14 protein-coding genes, 2 pseudogenes and 1 riboswitch are annotated in these 17495 nt (G+C 40.7%); of the genes and pseudogenes, 11 read left to right on the top strand and 5 right to left on the bottom strand.

All coding sequences use genetic code 11. The annotated features are described in order from the left end of the window. Nucleotides 1-124 precede the first annotated feature (124 nt). Complete coding sequence (locus V1500_RS23265; RefSeq protein ID WP_409303049.1) at nucleotides 125-1375, bottom strand: ATP-binding protein; 1251 nt, start codon at nucleotides 1373-1375, stop codon at nucleotides 125-127. Nucleotides 1376-1646: 271 nt separating this feature from the next. After that, nucleotides 1647-1744: riboswitch (cyclic di-GMP riboswitch) on the top strand. 163 nt (nucleotides 1745-1907) lie between these two features. On the opposite strand from V1500_RS23265, the gene V1500_RS23260 reads away from it, so the two are divergent. Beyond that, nucleotides 1908-3686, top strand: a complete 1779-nt coding sequence (locus tag V1500_RS23260) for an LPXTG cell wall anchor domain-containing protein (protein ID WP_409303047.1) — start codon at nucleotides 1908-1910, stop codon at nucleotides 3684-3686. Between the two features lie 237 nt (nucleotides 3687-3923). Here the strand turns inward: V1500_RS23260 and V1500_RS23255 are convergent, their stop codons facing one another. Both V1500_RS23255 and V1500_RS23250 read right to left on the bottom strand, forming a co-directional pair. After that, nucleotides 3924-6197: an ATP-binding protein gene (locus V1500_RS23255; RefSeq protein ID WP_409303045.1), complete on the bottom strand. Its 2274-nt coding sequence runs from the start codon at nucleotides 6195-6197 to the stop codon at nucleotides 3924-3926. A gap of 171 nt (nucleotides 6198-6368) precedes the next feature. Beyond that, nucleotides 6369-6887, bottom strand: a complete 519-nt coding sequence (locus tag V1500_RS23250; protein WP_409303043.1) for a hypothetical protein — start codon at nucleotides 6885-6887, stop codon at nucleotides 6369-6371. Nucleotides 6888-7126: 239 nt separating this feature from the next. Between V1500_RS23250 and V1500_RS23245 the strand changes: the two genes are divergently transcribed. Together V1500_RS23245 and V1500_RS23240 are read left to right on the top strand one after the other, a co-directional pair. Further along, on the top strand, nucleotides 7127-7633 hold the full coding sequence (locus tag V1500_RS23245; protein WP_409303041.1) for a hypothetical protein: 507 nt from the start codon (nucleotides 7127-7129) through the stop codon (nucleotides 7631-7633). A gap of 64 nt (nucleotides 7634-7697) precedes the next feature. Continuing rightward, nucleotides 7698-7859, top strand: coding sequence for a hypothetical protein (locus V1500_RS23240; protein ID WP_409303039.1), 162 nt, complete (start codon nucleotides 7698-7700; stop codon nucleotides 7857-7859). 96 nt (nucleotides 7860-7955) lie between these two features. Here V1500_RS23240 and V1500_RS23235 read toward each other — a convergent pair whose 3' ends face one another. Beyond that, nucleotides 7956-8645 (bottom strand): hypothetical protein, encoded by a 690-nt coding sequence (locus tag V1500_RS23235; protein ID WP_409303038.1) that lies wholly within the window; start codon nucleotides 8643-8645, stop codon nucleotides 7956-7958. A 714-nt stretch (nucleotides 8646-9359) separates the two neighbouring features. Here V1500_RS23235 and V1500_RS23230 point away from each other — a divergent pair. From V1500_RS23230 to V1500_RS23210, 5 genes are all read left to right on the top strand, one after another. Beyond that, nucleotides 9360-10817, top strand: coding sequence for an N-acetylmuramoyl-L-alanine amidase (locus V1500_RS23230; RefSeq protein WP_409303036.1), 1458 nt, complete (start codon nucleotides 9360-9362; stop codon nucleotides 10815-10817). A 211-nt stretch (nucleotides 10818-11028) separates the two neighbouring features. Continuing rightward, nucleotides 11029-11547 (top strand): hypothetical protein, encoded by a 519-nt coding sequence (locus V1500_RS23225; RefSeq protein WP_409303034.1) that lies wholly within the window; start codon nucleotides 11029-11031, stop codon nucleotides 11545-11547. Between the two features lie 375 nt (nucleotides 11548-11922). Next, complete coding sequence (locus V1500_RS23220; RefSeq protein ID WP_409303032.1) at nucleotides 11923-13452, top strand: glycine betaine uptake BCCT transporter; 1530 nt, start codon at nucleotides 11923-11925, stop codon at nucleotides 13450-13452. A 113-nt stretch (nucleotides 13453-13565) separates the two neighbouring features. After that, on the top strand, nucleotides 13566-14003 hold the full coding sequence (locus tag V1500_RS23215) for a VOC family protein (protein ID WP_409303031.1): 438 nt from the start codon (nucleotides 13566-13568) through the stop codon (nucleotides 14001-14003). A 7-nt stretch (nucleotides 14004-14010) separates the two neighbouring features. Then, nucleotides 14011-14475, top strand: coding sequence for a helix-hairpin-helix domain-containing protein (locus tag V1500_RS23210; RefSeq protein ID WP_409303029.1), 465 nt, complete (start codon nucleotides 14011-14013; stop codon nucleotides 14473-14475). 106 nt (nucleotides 14476-14581) lie between these two features. Here the strand turns inward: V1500_RS23210 and V1500_RS23205 are convergent, their stop codons facing one another. Then, complete coding sequence (locus V1500_RS23205) at nucleotides 14582-15322, bottom strand: LysM peptidoglycan-binding domain-containing protein (protein ID WP_409303027.1); 741 nt, start codon at nucleotides 15320-15322, stop codon at nucleotides 14582-14584. 842 nt (nucleotides 15323-16164) lie between these two features. Here V1500_RS23205 and V1500_RS23200 point away from each other — a divergent pair. From V1500_RS23200 to V1500_RS23190, 3 genes and pseudogenes are all read left to right on the top strand, one after another. Then, a pseudogene (locus V1500_RS23200) lies at nucleotides 16165-16898 on the top strand (class I SAM-dependent DNA methyltransferase). Between the two features lie 126 nt (nucleotides 16899-17024). Further along, a complete protein-coding gene (locus tag V1500_RS23195) occupies nucleotides 17025-17300 on the top strand; it encodes a nuclear transport factor 2 family protein (RefSeq protein WP_409303025.1) in 276 nt (91 codons plus the stop codon). After that, nucleotides 17290-17489, top strand: a pseudogene (locus tag V1500_RS23190) (SAM-dependent methyltransferase); the annotation flags it as partial. The gene V1500_RS23195 and the pseudogene V1500_RS23190, both read left to right, overlap by 11 nt. Nucleotides 17490-17495 lie beyond the last annotated feature (6 nt).

The following is a 17495-nucleotide window of genomic DNA, read 5'->3' as shown; positions in this document are numbered from 1 at the left end:
TTTTGAAAAACATCTTTATGATACCCCCAATATATTACTTAAGAGTTATCTATTCTACAAAATCCGATAATATTCCTGTTTTTGGAAGGTTGTTCATTTTCATAATGATCACAAAAAGCGCCATTTATGCTTGCGGAAACATTAATAAGAACTGTGTCCCTTTGCCTTTTTCACTGGTAACTTTAAAGGTTGCGCCCATTTCTTTAAGGATATGCAGGCTTACCATTAAGCCGAGTCCAGTCCCTTTTTCCTTGGTTGAATAAAAAGGGAAACCCAGGTTCTGGATCTGCTGTTTGTCCATGCCTTCCCCATTATCGGATACCCTTACCATGGCTGTTCCGTCTTCGGCAAAAACCTTTACCTGTACCGTTCCAGGAATCTTGGAAGCTTCAATGGCGTTTTTTATAATATTGATAAACAGCTGCTGAACCCTGCCTGAAATGCCAAAAATTCGTATATCGCCGATGATATCAAGTGCTATTTGGACGCCATGATAATTGGAAAAAGAGGATAGGGCCTTTACGGATCGTTTCGCTTCCTCGCCTATATTCAGCGTTGTGAATTGTCTGCTGGATTGGTTTTTTCCCAATGATAAATAGTCTGAAATAATTTCATTTGCCCGGTCTAGTTCTTCTAAAGATATTTTTATATACTCCTTTTCAGCATCAGAAGTATTTTTAGATATAGACAGCAATTGCAGGAAGCCCTTAATGCTTGTCATCGGATTTCGTATTTCATGGGCAACGCTTGCGGCCAATTGCCCAGCAACATACAATTTTTCATTTCTCTGAATCTCGGCCATTAAATCCAGCTTTTCCTGATGGGATTCCAGCATATAGATCGCAAACCAGATCATGATCGCATTTGCTATGACAAAGAAAATGTAGCTAACCAGCTTGACTGGGGTCAATGGGTCATGCAGAATGACCGTGCCGATTATGGGCAGCATGGCAGAAGAAATAGTCAGGTAGGCTGCTGAATATGTAATCTTGGTACGCCGTGGCCATGCCATATATTTCTCTCTATAAAAAAACATGACTAAACTGCTTAAACTTAGGACGATGAAGGCTGGAATCATTCCTACGCCTCCTAACAAAAACCTGATGATGAAGAAAAATATGGTGACAAAGATGCCTATCCATGTCCCGCCATAAATAAATGCCAGAAACCAGGGGACTAATCGTAAATCCAGAAAGATTCCGTCGTCAATCGTAATGGGGACCAGCATACTGGAATACATGGTAAAGCCGCAGACGATCCCCCAAACAATATTCCCCCGTTTTCCAGATCGATCAGCCCCCAGTGCTAAGAAAAGGATGATTGGAAATAAAACCATTAGCATTTGGAGCAGTATTTTATCATATTGAAAATCCATGGCTTACTCCCTTAATATACTTTCATGTAATCGTACTGAGTTTTACTCTCCTTCTAGGCTAAAATAAATAAGGCAATTTGTCTATATTTCTGAAATACCAAACATTTCGGTCGTTCGGACGACCGCATCACACACATTTTGCCTGTTAATGACACTTTCGCCTGCTACTTTTATCATGGAAATTGTAAAAAAGTGAGGCTTTATGTTTATAAAGGCAATAACCCGGGTATTTCCTCTACTGTAAAGAAGTAGTTATATAACCATATATTTACATAGTTAAAGGCAAACTATTCGAAAGTATAGGACGCAAAGTCTGGAGTCTAAGGTTATGCAGGCAATACTCATAACTATGATCGTCCGACCGCCACAATCAGCATAATTGTGGCGTTTTTTATTGTCGTGATTTTATTAAAGGATTTTATCCTTTAATTTAATTAAATATCAATCCTAAATGGGGTGGTGCAAAGAAATGTAAAGGGAGGGTCGGTAATGCATTCATCATTTATCTTACTTACTTTGGAGGGGTATCGAATTGAAGAAAACAAGAATTAGAGGGTTGTATGCGCTATCTATCGCATTCTTACTGATTTATAGTATTGTTTTTCCAATAGGGATGGCAAAGGCATCTGAAAACAGCGCAGGCCAAAATGGACAGAAGGAAGTGGAGCTGGATTTGAACGCGACCACGAATAAACAAAATGTCACCGGGTCTGAGGAACAGAAAGAGCAAGTTGAGAGTTCTCCACAAGCGAATCCAGAAAAAGCAACAAGTCAAGACATAGAGAAGCATGACACAGAACAAACAAAATCTGAACAAAAAGGAGCGAAAGAACAGGCACGGGATTTAGAAAAAGAAGCAAAAGTACTAGCAAGGGAAACAAAAGAACAAACCAGGGAAGCAGAGAAAGAAGCAAAGAAGCTATCTAGACAAACAGAGCAAGAAATCAAGGAACAGGCTAGAAAAGTAGAATGGGAAGCCAAACAGAAAGCGAAACAGGCAGAGCGGGAAGCCAAAGAAAAAGCAAGACAAGCAAAACAGGAAGCTGAAGAACAAGCTAGACATACAGAACGGGAAGCTAAAAAACAAGCAAGGGAAGCAGAGAAGGGCTCTCATCAGAACAAAGCTACCGAAATCCATCTGCATCTTAAAAAATGTGCGAAATTAGTAAAGGAAGTTTCCGTACAGATTGGGGACAAGTGGTTCACTTTATCGAATCCGGGCAGTTCTCCTCTATATAAGATGAAGGATGGAGGGGAGTTTGTAAAAGACGATGTGAAGGCATTCAAGCTTGTTACATTATCGGGTAAAGAATTGGTCGTCACACCGGCTGAGCTGCGAGTGGGTGTAGAAGCAAATGGAACCATCAATTATTGGTTCGAGCAGTGTTCAAGATTGATAGAAACTGAGCCGCCGGCCATCCCGCCAGCAGACGATCAACAGAGCATCATAATTGGCAAAGTAAAGCTGATCCTTGATGGCTGCAAAGCACCTATACAGAATATTAAGCTGGTATTGAAGAATGAAACAATCATTGACTTGAATTCTGGTACAGCGGTTTTAGAGTTTCTCCTGCAGACCGGTGTTGATTTTAACAAAATTCAATCTATACAGGTAACAATAAATGGGGAAGTAAAAACATTCCCGCTCTCAAACACAGATAAGTTTCACTATAGCCTGGTGCATGGAACGCTTGTCATTACAATAGAATGCGATGTAAGCGCTGACCCAGGAACTGGAACCGACCCATGTGAATGTACACCGCCAGCAAATCCGGGCACTGACCCAGGAACAGGCACACCACCGACAAATCCGGGTACGGATCCTGGAACGAGCATACCGCCGACAAATCCAGGCACTGACCCAGGAACGAGCTTACCGCCGACAAATCCAGGAACTGACCCTGGAACAAGTTTACCGCCAACCGATCCCGGAACTGGAACCGATCCTGGCACAGTAACTCCACCGGCTGGACCTGGAACTGGAATTCCAGAACCATCGATAGATACTGGAGCGGAAATACCAACTCCGACTGTACCGGGAGATGAAGAAGTGGTCATTGAAAATCCAGAAGCACCAGCGTCACCTGGTGACCTAGGATCTGATAATGACAATGGAGAGGATGCGCCACAATCTGAAGTAATATCTGATATAACGTCAGCTGGAACTGCGTTATCAGATGATACTACCTTGCAAAGCGGCACTCTTCCAAAAACAGGTGAATCTTCTAGAATAGGTTTCTACATTGCCGGCTCACTCCTCATCGTATTGGGAGCACTGGCCCTAAGATCCAGAAAAATTCAAGGTGAATAATAGATTGGCAGAGAGGGACAAAGGTCTCTCTCTGGTTTTTTTATTATTCAGGTTTTATTATAATATAGGCTGCTAATAAATGGGAACAGATTTTGTGGGATGGCAGCGAACCGAATAAAGTATGAGAGAAATACAATTCAACTTTAGAGGTGCAGAAGTGTTCATTTTCCACAAAAAACACCCTATAGATGTAATTCTATAGGATGCTGTGATAAGTTATCTTTTTTTTCATTTTGTTCAGTAAACGGGCTGTAGTTTATTTAGCAGTTGTAATAATTCTGCGATATCCAGAGGTTTGGTGAGATAATGTGTGAATCCTTTTTGTACTAACCTTTTAACCTCAGAAGGTCTTGCATCTGCACTTAAAGCAATGATCGGGACATCCGCCACAATTTTATTCTTTTTCAGAAGTGTGAACGTTTCTTCCCCGCTCATATCAGGCAGGTTTAAATCCAACAGAATGATATCAATCTTTTCTGTATTTGCTAATTCCAATCCTTCTTGTGCGTTACGAGCCACTATAAGTGTATAACCAGGCTCCAGGTTAAAAACGCGCTTCATTAAATAGATGTTTGATTCAGTATCCTCGATATATAAAACACGTTTTAGCTCCCTGTTTGTTAGTTGAGTTTCTGTATGCTCAACACCAGATTTACCATCCAATTCAGCTATCGCTTCGATTTTTAGCTCAAACCAGAAATCACTGCCTTCTCCTAAAACGCTGGATACACCCACATTGCCATCCATTAATCGCATAAGCTGCTCGACTAGCGGCAATCCAATTCCGGCCCCTTGTTCACCGGTCCCATTAATCCGATAGAATGGCTGAAAAATATTTTGATATTCATCCTTGGGGATTCCAATGCCCGTGTCTTTAATATGGACTTCAAGCCTGTCAGCATGTAAATGAACGGATACCAGGACTTCACCATTCATGCGATTGTATTTTATAGCATTACACAGAAGGTTTAGTATTACTTGTTTTAAGCGAGTAGGATCAGCTTTGACAAACACTTTTCGGCAGCCATCCAGATGTTTTTTTACGCTGATGTTTTTACTTATGGCGAGCGGCTGGATACTCTTGATACAATCATTGAGGATATTGGAAAATTCAATTATGGACAGCTCCATTTTAATCTTTCCAGAGTCTATTCTTGATAAATCCAGTACCTCATCTATAAGGTGTAAAAGATGCCGCCCCCCGGTGATGATTTCCTGGACCGAATCTAGCTGCTCTATGTTCAATGAACGATCCATTTCCAACAGTTGAGCAAACCCGAGTACACTGCTAAGCGGAGTGCGCAGCTCATGACTCATTTTCGCCAGAAACTCAGACTTCGCTTTATTTGCCCTCTCTGCCTCTTCTTTGGCACGGATCAGGGCTCTTTCCATCTTCTTTCTGTCTGTTATATCAGTGAATTCAAATATATTGCCGCTAAAACGATCCTCTATATTGAAAGGGATATAGCTGGTTTCGAAAGTATATCCGCTGGTGGTATCTATTTCCTTTGTAATCTGTGTTCTTTCTTCAATTGGTATAGAATCCGGCATCATGCTCGTTGTATTCGTTTTTTCTTGCCATAAGCCATAGAACTGTTTTGCATTTTTGCCGATATAAAATTCTATATCTTCCTCCAGGGCAAACATTTGATGCACTTTTTGGTTGATTAACGTAATCTTTCCTTCGTGATCGGTTGCAATTATTCCGCTTTCGAGGTTGTCAAGCAATGTTTTCTGGAAGGCATAGGATTCTCTAAGCTGGATTTCCTGTTCTTTCTCAATCGTTATTTCAAAAAACGATACAAGGGCTGCGGTGTCACCGGAGATGTTCAATGGATTTGAATTCAATCTGAACCATCTTGTTTTTTCATTCCGTTGAATTCTGGCAATAACATTATGACAGGGTTTCCCTGTATCAATCGTGACGAATCCAGGCCAGTCCTTGTAGGACATTTTAGAGCCATCTTCATTAAAAAATTCAATGCCGAATTGTGCGGCTGTGGTCCCGTTGTATGTCCCTGTTGTAATACCTGTAAGCTTTTCCACATTTTCGTTCAAGACTGTTATTTTTCCGCCTTTTTCTAATATAAAGATTGCTTCTGTCATATTTGTGACTACAGAATGGTACAACAGCTGTTTATGGCGGAGTTCTTCCTCTTTACTTTTTTTATCGGAAATATTAATTGCTGTGCCGATTAGTTCTACTACTATTCCCTGGAGAAATATCGGCCTCAGGGTAGTCAGATAACAAACATCATTGAAAAGGGTCTCATATTGCAGAAATTCCCCTGCCCAGGCTTTTTCATAAAAATCTATCTTAGCCTTTGCTAAATCCAGAGGGAAAAAGTCGTGAATTTCTTTGCCTGCCACATCGTTCGGAACCAATCCTAATTGATACAGCAATTCTCCTTCACAACATGTGTGTATAAAAGAATCACCAACTTTTTTTATCTTAAAAAACATTCCTGTGTTTTCAGGGTCGATTTTTGACACGTATCGAGAGTACGACATATAATGCTCCTTTTAATATTGCTGAAAAAGAATTCAATAGATATCAACATATATCGACCCGAAATACAAAAAGTTAAGATATGGCTTCTGAACCATTCAGGAAGGTTGACTTTGAATAATTATCAGAAAATTAACTGAGGCAGACCTTAAAACAATTTTGACACAATTCGCTTAACCCAGTTGATCAGCCCTGACTCGAAGGGCATTATAGCAGAGCCTGATTTTCTTTTCCATGTTTCCAGTTTGCTCTTTCCATGCTAAATCATAGAGTAGGGGAGATGGTGTTTCATCGGGCTTGTGTTGGTAAGCCCAGGTGACCAATTGCATGAGCGTTTCTATTTTTTCCTGATATTCCGCACCTAAAATCATGCTGAAGGTTGTGGCCTGGTCCGCGAGTTCTGCCGCTTTGCGGGGTTCTTTTAGGTATGCGTGGCAAATGGCCAAAGAGTGCGTGATGTTAGATAATATCTCAAAAAAGTAAAACCAGTAGGGAGTATCACGAAGCTTGCCACCTTCATATTTTTCAATGAAATAGGAGGACATTTCCCCGTGCAAATTTTCCAGTCCTGTTTTTGCGCCCTCAAAATCATGGAATTCGAGCAGATAATTTTTAACAAAGTACAGCATTTTATCCTGAGCCTGCAGAATGTCCAGTAATTCCCCTTTTGCATGCCTGATATAATTTCCCATGGTACCCTCCGGATCTCATAATCTTGCTATACAGATTTGACAGCCGGAGGGATATTTCCTGTTTACCAGGATGTGAACATAGACTAGAACATAGCATTTTTTCACCTTGTTGATAGACAAGGAAGGATATTGGGAATATTTGGTGAATTATACATCGAGGCAGCGGTTTCCCTAGCCAAAGTAAGGTTAGATCAGCTTGTACGGTTTGTATGAACATTTAATTGGAAAAAGGTGATTGTATGGCGGCGATTAATACACAAATTATACAGATTCAGTGGGATGGCGCATATACATTAAATGATATCCCAGAATTGAAGCATGGAGATTTTGATTACGGTTTATATCAGATTTACGGAAAGCATCCCTTATATGGAAACGAAGTTTTATTATACATAGGCAAAGCAGACTTGGATACTTTTGGAAATCAGCTTTCTCAGGAAGGCTGGCTTACCAACTATGATGCTGACTCCATAAGGATTTTTGTGGGGAGGCTGGCGGGAGAGATGGCTCCGTCTGAAGATGTGTGGTCGAGGGAAATTGAATTGGCTGAAAGGTTATTGATTCATGCCCACAAACCTGCCTACAATTCCGTAAAGATCGCATCGGTCCCCAGTAGAGAGCTCCAGGATATCCATATTTTGAACTGGGGGCAGCATAGGGATTTATTGCCTGAGGTTTCCGGTTTGCGATGGACGAATAAATTATTTGAATATTATTATGAAATTTATAGATTGTCGAGAATATAGGATGTATGAAGGGAAGGGTTAAACATGAGTGGCCTGCACGTTTTTGAGAATGGGATGAAAGTATATGTCTGATGCCTGGGCCTTGCTCCTATTCGTTTGTGTCTTTATCCTGTTGTATTTCTCTTTCAGGAGATTGACACGCCGTATTTCTGGAAGTTACATCTGGCTCTTGCTGATGATGGTCAGCCTTGTCGCAATCATCTATAAAAGATATGTGGGAGGCTAGAGGACGAAAATAGTATGTAGAACACGCTAAGTAGACGGTTGGGACCTTGTTAATCTGGATTGCATATGGGACAAAAAAATAGGGGGGAATTCCCCCTTATTCAAATGAATATTCCACTGTCTGTTCTCCGGTAATATCTTCATAGGTGCTGGAATCTACTGAAGAACCGAATACAAGCTTCACTTTATTGATATCCGCGTTCTTTACCACGAAACCATCCACAAATTCTTTTTTCACTTTTCCGATAAACTCTGAATCTGTGTCACCTTCATCAGTAATGAAATCTACCATTTGTCCATCTATTTGTTCACCTTTATCGGTCACGACATTCATGAGATCATACCACTCAATATTGCGGTCTTCTGTGTTTTCAGCAGTGTATTTCACCTGGATATATGAAAATCCTTTTTCCAAGACTTCAGAATCTATTTGTGACCCCATCGATACATTGAGAGCATAATCGTTGGATACGTCAGTCAGTTTTATTAACTTGATATCCTGGATAGTCACTTTTATAGGTTTAATATTTACTGTTTCATTTACTTTTTTGATGTTCAATAATTCGGCAGTCGCTTCTTCTGACTCAGCCTTTTGTCCTGGCTCTTCTAAAATAGTATTCCCGTTCTCATCTTTTTTTGGTTCTGGAACACTATCCTTTGCCTTCTGTTCTGATGGCTTGGCTTCTTCCTTCGATTCGCTGCTTCCTGATGCTGCATCATCAGACGAACATCCGGCCAACAAGCCGCCGCTGATCAGCATACCTGCAATTAGTAATTGTTTAAACATGAAAATCAACCCCTAGATGTTGTAATTACTTGGCTCTTCCTGAACCCTCATCTATTTTAAACATATCAGCTTAAAATACTAGGGTAATTCAGCAAAATGAGGAGTTTTACCCAGAGGAAATAAAAAACTAGCGCCAAAATCCTGTCAAAAGTCGTATGAACCTACAAGATTTTACTTCCTTTTAATCACCTATCTGCTTATAGTAACAGATTAAGAAATACAAGATTGAATACCTTTTATAGAAATCATTTATTTCGGGTCCTTTGATATAGGTGTAGATGTATACTGATCATCTATTGGAGCTTGATTTCATCACCATTTTAAAAGGGATTTATATACCCTCTTCCGTCTCTAGTTAAACCTTAAATGGTTAGGGGAGGTCGTCCTTGCAAGATTGGATTATTACAATACGATTACAAAATTATTTTGTCCTGTTGTTTGTAATATCAACTAAATAAGAGAATGGTGGATTTATTTACTAATAGAATCTTCTATTCCTGTAAACTTTGTAACAAATAAGTAATAGTTTTGTAATATGGGTTTATGAAACCAGTGGCAATGGGCAATCTAGTCAAATAGTAACTGTTTGGAATTATTTTCTAGTCTTTTATATATAGGTAAATATGTTAACATATTCCTTGGGGAAATATAGGTGGATTTGTAAGTATTTCATATATCATGTATGTATTTCCTAAAATACAATAGGAGGAAATCATGTTACGTTTTACAAAAACTGTTGCCCGTAAGCTCGCCTTCGTTTTGCTCCTTTCATGTCTCCCGCTATATGGTTTCACGGAAATCCATGGACAAGCAGCGACCAGCAGCTATGTTACAGGAATTGTCAAAAATAGTAGCCTGAGTGTTTATTCCAAGGCTTCCACTTCATCAACCGTACTCAAGAAGTATACACAGGGTACTCTATTAAAATATAAAGTTTATAACTCCAGCTGGTATCAATCGGCCGTTTATGTAAATGGCAAATCCTTCACATGCTATATAAGAGTAAGTGATGTTGAAACGGCTGTCTCCACACAAAAATCGCTGACTGGAAGAACCAATAGCACAACCAATGTTTATTCAAGGGCATCAACCTCTTCCTCAGTCTTGAAGTCATATGCCGGTGGTTCTGTTTTGAAATATAAAACATTTACGTCTGGCTGGTATCAGTCAACCGTATATATTAAAGGCAAGGCTGTCACCTGCTATATTAGAAAAACTAACGTAGAAAACGCAGCATCCCCTCAGGTTTCGTTAACAGGGGTTGCCCTGAACGGCAGCATTAAGGTGTATTCAAAACCTACAATTTACTCAGCGCCAATAAAATCTTATAGCAAGGGTGCCGTATTAAAATATAAAACCTTCACTTCTGGCTGGTATCAATCCACCGTGTATGTCAATGGCGTACCGAAAACCGCCTATATCAGGAAAAGTGATGTGGAAGTAAAATACTATGTGAAAACGTCCACGTTAAATGTAAGGGCTGGCTCCAATACGGATTCTGCAGTCATTACTGCTGTTAAAGCCGGTACCGCGCTGAATGTATCCGGAGCAAGCGGAAATTGGGGAAAAGTTACGACCAGTTCAGGTGTTTCTGGCTGGGCATATCTTCCGTACTTGTCGCGTACTGCTCCTACGAATGGTGTGAGAGGACAAACGATTGTCATAGATCCAGGGCATGGCGGAAAGGATCCGGGAGCTAAAGCTGTCGAGAAGAAATTGAATCTCGAAACAGCCCTGAAGCTTGAAGCGATGCTGGAATCAAAGGGTGCTAATGTCATCATGACCCGTTCCAACGATGAGTACCTGACATTATCAGAGCGTGTGGACGTTGCCGAACAATATAAGCCCGACGCATTTATCAGCATCCATTACAATTCAAGCACAAGCACGAGTGCGGACGGTATTGATACTTTCTACTATGCATCCAATGTTAATGAGCGTGAACTCGCTGAGTGTATCCAGGAAGAGCTTATCAAACAAACAGGATTGGATGACAGAGGAGTTCAGATTGGAAATTTCCATGTCATTCGTGAAAACAAATATCCGGCCATCTTGGTAGAGCTTGGATTCCTTTCAAACCCGACTGAGCTGAAGATTGTTTCTACCAGTTCCTATCAGACAAAAGCAGCCTCAGCAATCACTAAAGGTTTGGAAAACTATTTTAACCGTTAATAAAAAGCTTGCAGAAGGTGTCTAGCGTATAGACAGGTCTGCAGGCTTTTTCCTTTTTACAATGTTGCCACAGGAGGCCTTTAAAAAACCTAAGATCGTGTGTGCAGCATGCTATATTTGTCTCACTGATTTATGTATGTAACCTATTGTTAAATAACCTTTGTAAATGGTATTATCTTTCTGTATTCAAAAATATATGGGGTCAGTATCTTTGAAAAAATTTTTTACGATATTACTAGTTTCAATCATGGTATTCGGATTTATGCTAGAACAAACCAATGTAATCGTAGCCGCCAAAACGCCAACATTTTCAACTAAAGTAACTGCTGCCAAAAAATTCGTCACACTGGAAAAAGTTTTAGTAAATGCAAAATGGCAACAGGTTGAGTATGACCAAGAGGGGAAGAACCTTAGATTTTTTGCTTTCAAAAAGGTCAATTACTATGGTGGCTTAAGTACAGCCGTCGCTGTATTACGTAGCCAGAAAATAGGCGGATATTATATTGATGTGACAATCGCAAATCCCAGGGATAAAGATGTTTTAGAAGTTGCTAAACGATCGTTGCAACTAGCCGGTGTTCCGGTAAGTGCTAAAACATTTTGGGCTGTAGTAAATAAAGCAAAATCAACCGGCCATGCACAATTAGTTAGATGGGGAAGATATGAATTTAGAGTAACGCCAGTTGATGGGGGCCTATATATTACTGAGACTGAACACAATCATTTTTGATTGAAGGGGACTAATTTTTAGTCCTTTTTTTACGCTTCTATGACTAATAAAAACTAGAATTAAAGTAACGAGACCTATTTTATGGATATAGAGTTCCTTTTTATGCCTGTTTTTTTTGTTTCTAATTCATTTCGTTTGTTAATCCAGTTGTTTAAAGTCATTTGAATTTCTTCCAGTTCACATGAGTTAACTTTCCATTAGATAACCAATAAATTTCAAATACTGGCTTTTAGGTAAAATATCAACAGGGAAAATCAGGGAATAAGGGCTTTCCTTTGAAAATGAATACAATCTTTGTTAAGGTGAGGACTCTTGCTGTTTATCATCGGCAAGCAGGTAACCTATTTCATATTTTTACTTCGAAAGGGGAATTGGATGAAGAAAGTATCAACTGTATTTTGGGTTTCGGTGGCCCTGTTAATCTCTGCGGTGATTGCCGGTGCGGCATTTCCGGAAGGGTTAGAGAAGGCTGCCGGAAATGTAGAGAATTTCATTACTTCCAGTTTCGGCTGGTATTATTTAATTCTTGTTTCAATCATTGTTATTTTTTGTATCTTTTTAATCATCAGTCCGATAGGCATGATCCGCTTAGGGAAACCTGATGAAAAGCCGGAGTTCTCGACGGTTTCATGGTTCGCCATGCTGTTTTCTGCAGGCATGGGGATCGGGCTTGTCTTTTGGGGAGCAGCAGAACCACTATCGCATTTTGCCGTTGATCCGCCGCTCGCAGAAGCTGGAACGAATTCTGCGGTTAAAGAGTCCATGCGTTACTCCTTCTTCCACTGGGGATTGCATGCCTGGGGAATTTATGCGCTTGTTGCTCTGTCATTGGCTTACTTCAAATTCCGCAAAGGTGAGCCAGGTCTCATTAGTGCCACTCTAACCCCGCTTCTGGGCAAATTTTCAAAAGGAAAAATCGGGGCCTTGATCGACATATTGGCCGTTCTTGCCACCGTTATAGGGGTTGCAACAACACTAGGATTTGGTGCAGCACAAATTAATGGCGGTTTATCTTACCTCACTGATATCCCTATCAACTTTACCGTTCAGGTCATCATTATTGTTATCGTGACGGTCCTTTTCATGATCTCAGCCTGGTCTGGCCTGGGGAAAGGAATAAAATATCTGAGCAATGCGAATATCGCTCTTGCGGTATTATTGCTTCTGCTTGTGTTTGTAGCTGGACCGACTGTCCTCATATTGAATTTATTTACAGATACCCTCGGAACTTATTTGCAAAACATCGTTCAAATGAGTTTCAGGATTGCACCGCTGCAGGCCGGGGATCGGGAATGGATCAATGGCTGGACCATTTTCTACTGGGCCTGGTGGATTTCCTGGTCTCCATTTGTCGGAATCTTCATCGCCCGGGTATCCCGCGGACGGACCATTCGGGAATTCTTGATCGGAGTCTTGCTGGCACCAGCATTGGTCAGCTTTATCTGGTTTGCCGTATTTGGGACATCAGCAATCGATGTTCAGCAGGGTGGCGGTATCGACTTGACCAAACTGGCTACTGAACAGGTATTGTTTGGTGTGTTCAGTGAATTTCCAATGTCAAATATCCTCTCTATAGTCGGTGTCTTGCTGATCGGGACGTTTTTCATCACCTCTGCAGACTCTGCTACATTCGTACTGGGGATGCAGACCACCCATGGCTCGCTCAATCCGCCGAATTCTGTAAAGCTAACATGGGGCATTTTGCAGTCTGCTGTAGCGGTGATCCTTTTATACAGCGGAGGATTGCAAGGCCTGCAAAACGCTTTGGTTGTAGCTGCATTTCCATTCTCCATCATCATGATTTTAATGGGAGTTTCCCTATATAAATCTCTGATGGCGGATCAGAAGGAATTAGGACTGTATATTAAGCCCAAAACGAAGAAGAAAGAGCAAGCAGCGAGCTAACCTCACGAAAAACTAATGGTATTTTGCCATTGGTTTTTTTGTATCTGAAAGAGGAGATACTGGGTGCTGTACGAAATATATCTATATAAAAAATCCGGAGGAAGGGGGATCATATGGTACCGCAGCGGTTGAGTCTTGTAACGATTGGAAGCTGGAATGTAGCGGAGCTCCGGAAGTTTTATAAACGTCTGGGATGGTCGGAGACTGAATGGAGTTCAGATGAGTATGCTGTCTTTCAAACAGCAGGCTGTATGTTTTCCATTTGGGGCATATCAGAATTGGCGGAAGATGCATCACTGCCGAAGCCTGAATCAAAACATTACTTAAGGGGAATCACCCTAAGCATTAATGTGGATTCTCCAGAAGAAGTGGATACAGTGGCAATCGCTGTAGAAAAGGCAGGCGGCAAGATTGTTAAAAACCCTGAGAATGCGTTTTGGGGCGGGCGGACGTTCGTGTTTCTGGATCCGGAAAATAATGCATGGGAAGTGGCCTTCAACCCAAAATCCATATTTGATGAACGAGGGGCCATGATTGGAATGAATGGGTGAGATCACGATGGGAAAGGGTAAAACGCCAAAGCTGGATCTGACACAGGAGGAGCGCTTGTATCTCCGGAAAAATAAAATTAAGTTAGCGGAAATTAAGAGCTATAGACCCGAAGAATTAGCCGGGATATTAGGTAGTACACAGGAACGTGCAAGGGAGCTGATTGCTCTTGCCCTGTTTCAATCCATCCCTTCTATAGGACCTAATCTAGCACATAATGTAGTCATCGATTTAGGATATTATGATTTTGAGCAATTACGCAGCAAGAAAGGCGAAGAGCTGATAATTGAGCTTGAGAAAAAGTATGGCGTTTGGATGGATCCTTGTGTGGAGGACTCATTAAGATGTGTGGTTTATCATGCCAATAACCCTGGCAGCGAAAAGAACTGGTGGGACTTCACCGCAGAAAGGAAAAGGCATCGGGAGCAATATGGATATCCAGATGATAGGCCGGTGAAGGCGTGGAATGCGTAAACGAGGAACTGTTTTCCTATCATGAAAGTTTTTATGGGCTGTAAAAAGTTTAGACTGGAAAAAAGTTAGCGTGTGTTAACATGCTAACTTTTTTGGAGTTCTTCTCCTATTTTATTTGAATCTTGATTTTTTGCCCGGTCTTTGGATTTGCTTTAAGATTGTTCCATTTTTTTAGGTCAGACGCCGTTACACCGAAGGCTTTGGATATCGAGGCAAGGCTATCACCTTTTTTAACGATGTAAGACATGACGCTAGGGCTTATGGTCTTACCTTCGTCTCCATATACAGCGTAATTGATGGCGGCATTTCGCTTAATTTTATATTTCTTTATTATTTTCTGGGCAAGGGTGGTATAGTCTTTGTCGTCTTTATCCATCAGCCTGTCAAAATCCTTAAGCTGTTTGTCTAATTCCAATGCCAGCTTTTCATCCTGGGTATCCAAGACTTGAACTGTAAGAGATTGTAAGCCTGTAATTCTCTTCATAGACCGGGCTGTGATTGTCTTTAACCCAGCGAAATCCTTATTTTTAATGGTATAACTCTTGTATTTTTTTTCGATGGCCTGAAGATCTTTCAGGAATACTTTGTTAGCTGTAATGTATTCAGGAGAAACATCCGTTATATTTTTAGTGGCCTTTTCGAATTTATCTGTAACATTCTCCATTCTTTTCAGCAATAACGCATCATAGGCCATATAGTTATAAAAATCGGATTGATTATATTGCAGGGTTTCTTTTTGTGTTTGAGTGGCGGCTGCAGCTTGTACAGGATTTGTAATAGCGGCGGACGAAAATGCAAGGGAGATACTAAGTGCGGAAACGGATAAAATACGACTGAATTTTTTCAAAGGTTCTATCCCTTCTTTCCAATATGTATGTTTCACAGATTCATTATATAGGGATTTGGGATGCAAAGAATCAAATAAAAAAACCGATTTTGCGACCTACTTCGTCAGCTAGTGTCCAATAATAAAACATTTTGTTGAAAGCTGACTGTCTGTATATCAATTAAAGCTGTTTTATGAAATGAATTTACCCATCCTCGATTCTGTCCACTTCATAATGAAACTTCTTATACATATTGATAGGGCTTTCCCACTCGGAAGTGGTCTCTATTACAAGCTTTTAAAGTTACGGTTTTTTGCTTTATTCTCCAAAGCCTCAAGAACGAGGAATGGAAAACCAAGTTTGTAAAAGTGTTGCCACTGACATGCGGACCATCCTTGCCTTGTTATAGGAATCCTGTATAAGTCTGCCGGTACAGACTACTTCTGCATCCATTTTACCGACCAGCAATATGTTTGGTTGGGAATAAAACTATAAATGATTATATATATCAGGGTTAAACGAATCATCTTTCTTTGGAAAGTAATCTAAAAATCCATTCAAAATTAGCTGTTTAATGGAAGCTTCCGTTAAAGCAGAGAGCGGCTCCCGATGAAGCTTTGTGTTGTCGATTCCATCTAAAACTCATCCCCATGTAAGTTGTTTCTCTATAATAATAAAATGTTGACTCAGGCACCTGTTCAGTATACTATCGTATAGAAAATTATGTAAATTGAGTGAGGAGGAGCAGCATGGATTCCAATACTATTTTTGTCAAAATAAATATGGAAAACATGGCTTCTCTGATTTTAACGGACTAATGGCGTTCTGCCATTAGTTTTTTTATGCAGAAAGGGTGGATGAGATGGTTTATAAGGGTTCAACGGTATATGACAATCATGATTTTTTTCAAGCTTTTACGAGTAAGAGAAATCGGTTGGAAAGCCCAAACAATCTGATAGAACAGCCTGTTTTTGCCAAAATGGTCGGGGATGTTTCAGGGAAGGACATCCTTGATTTAGGGTGCGGGGATGGAAGGTATGGCTATGAGCTGATTCAGAAAGGCTGTGCCTTCTTTGAAGGCGTGGAAGGATCCTTGAACATGGCTTCGGAAGCCCGTCGGAACCTGTTAGGAACCCCATCTAAAATTCACCATTATTCCCTCGAGGACTGGCGTTTCCCTGCCGAAAAATATGATGCAGTTCTTTCTAGATGTTAGTATTTCACTATATTGAAGATGTACAGCCCATTTTTAACAAGATAAATATTGCACTGAAAACAGGCGGTCGGTTTGTGTTCAGTGTCCAGCATCCTGTCCTCACTTCCCATACAGAGAGTGCGGCTATATCCGGCAGACGTACAAACTGGATTGTTGACCAGTATTTTGAAACAGGAAAGCGGGAGGAGCCCTGGATGGATCAGATAGTGGTCAAATATCACAGGACTATTGAGGATTATTACAGGCTGCTGAAAAATAGCGGGTTTAAAATTGAAGACTTTAGCGAGTGTGCACCGAAGCCGGAATATATTGGGGACTTGGAAGAATACAAAAGAAGAATGCGCATTCCTTTATTCTTAGTTTTCTCCTGCAGCAAGTAAAGTTTTGGGCGTGTAACGATTGAGGTTCATCAAACGTTATTAGGATACATAGCTGCGACCAATAGCCATGATTTTCAGCAGGTCCGACGTTATGGGCAAACGTTGCAGTGTATTGGTTTCAAAAGAATGAATACAAAGGCTTGCCGGAAATCGAGAAATATTTCCCCAGCACATGGAGGCTTATACAGGAGGAGGTATACAGCATATCGAAATATAAATTGGATTGGTGAAAGTGAAAGTATAGCCATGTGTTTGTATGACCATCATTGGGAGGGTTTTTACAAAGGAGACAAGGTAAGCGGGAGTGGGCGAGCTACGAATGTCTTTAAGAGGGTTAGAGGAGAATGGAAATTGATACACGAGCATTTGAGCTCTTTATCAAAAGGGGGAACTAACGAATGAATTTGAAAAAGAGGGCTTTGGGGTGAAGCTACTGGGTGTATTGCGATGAGGAAGGAAACTTTCATTTCAATGACTGGGATAAGAAGGAAGGCTTTATTTGCAGGTCCAAACGGTTTGGTCCACGGGAACATGAGGGGCAAGCTAGGCTTTGTTTCCTTGATTGTCGATGCAGTAAAACCTGAAAAATGATTAGGA

Origin of the sequence: Peribacillus sedimenti, from assembly GCF_046237635.1 — a bacterium.
GTDB classification, from domain to species: domain Bacteria; phylum Bacillota; class Bacilli; order Bacillales; family DSM-1321; genus Peribacillus; species Peribacillus sedimenti.
This window is presented reverse-complemented; position numbering and strand designations above follow the sequence as displayed.